This window comes from Streptomyces sp. NPDC003042 (assembly GCF_053591315.1).
In genome coordinates this window covers 1-1,266 of sequence record NZ_JBSFTP010000188.1, presented here as the reverse complement: position 1 = coordinate 1,266, position 1,266 = coordinate 1, and the positions used below count along the sequence as shown (strand labels likewise).

The 1,266-nt window shown below is 65.5% G+C and carries 1 protein-coding gene; it reads right to left on the bottom strand.

All coding sequences use genetic code 11. The features are described from left to right. Positions 1-332 precede the first annotated feature (332 nt). Positions 333-1,266, bottom strand: a 934-nt coding sequence (locus ACWDYJ_RS36285) for a transposase (RefSeq protein WP_451569868.1), incomplete at its 5' end; no start/stop codon positions are given.

Sequence of the window (1,266 nt, the reverse complement as noted above, 5' to 3'; positions counted from 1 at the left end):
TGATCGAGTACTCCTGGCCAGACGACTCAAGAGCAGGCCGAGCACGTGATGCGTGGGCTGCCACGGTCGAGGATCTTCCCATCGGAACCCACGTGACGTGCGAGGTCATCGCCCGGCAGCCCTTCGGCGTGTTCGTCCAGATCGACGCCGTGCCAGAAGCGATCGGTCTGATCGAGATCACCGCGATGCCTCGGAGCCGTACTGCCTGCGCCGGGCAAACGGCTCAGGGGCAACGTCATCGGACACGCCGAGCACAACCACCAAGTAAGGATCAAACTCAGCGAGTTGGCGGCCACGAATTGACCGGGTCGCCTCACATCGCGGCGGGACGATCACGGTGGCTGTGCGAGGACGAGGGTCCGCAGCAGGGCGAAGGAGGCTCGTCCGTATGACCGGCGCTTGATGAGCTTGATGCGTGTGACCTGACCTTCGACTACCCCGGAGCTCCAGGGCAGACTGAGGCCGTTGACGACCGCGTCCCAGTCGTGTTGGAGGAATGCGGCGAAGGACTGGATCGGCTTCGGTCCGTCGGCCAGGGCCCGGGTCATCCACTGCGTCAGTTCGGTGCCTCGCCGATCACGGGCTATGGCGTTGAAGGCGTGCGCGAGCTCGCGGGCGGTGCTCAGGTCCGGGCATGCCTCAAGGACTCGGTCCAGCTGACTGCTTTCACTGCTGGTCAGGGACTCGGGGCGGCGCATGATCCAGCTGGTGATCTGGCGAGGGCTTGGGATCAGCCTTGGTTCGTCAACAGCTGTTCCGGCTCTCAGGGTCGCGACGTAGCGGCGGACAGAGATCTTGCTGCCTGGGTATCCCTGTTCACGCACTTCGCGGAACAGCTGGGTCGCGTTGGTGCCTCCTGTTCGGTATCGCTGCTGAATGTAGGGCTTGAACCGGGCGAGGATTTCCGGCCGCCGGTCGCGTGCGGAGGCCAGGAGGTCGTCGAGCTCGATGTTCGCGTAGCGGCGGACCGTCTTGCGGTCGAGGCGGAGATCGCGACTGATGGCGCTGTGGTTGTCACCTCGCAGAAGCCGGTCGTGGATGTCCTTGTGGCGTTGACGGACCCGGGCGAGGATCTGGCTGTCTGGCGGATCGCTCGCGGGTGGCACGGGTTCGATGAGTTCCAGAAGTGCGTCTGGGGATATCGCGTCGGCGTCTTTGCGCAGGCAGGGGCGATGGGCGTGGGCCGTGCGTTCGACGGCCCGGGCCAGGCTGTGAAGCAAATGCCACCGGTCGGCGACCTGGATCGCGTCGGGGGCGGCCCGTTTG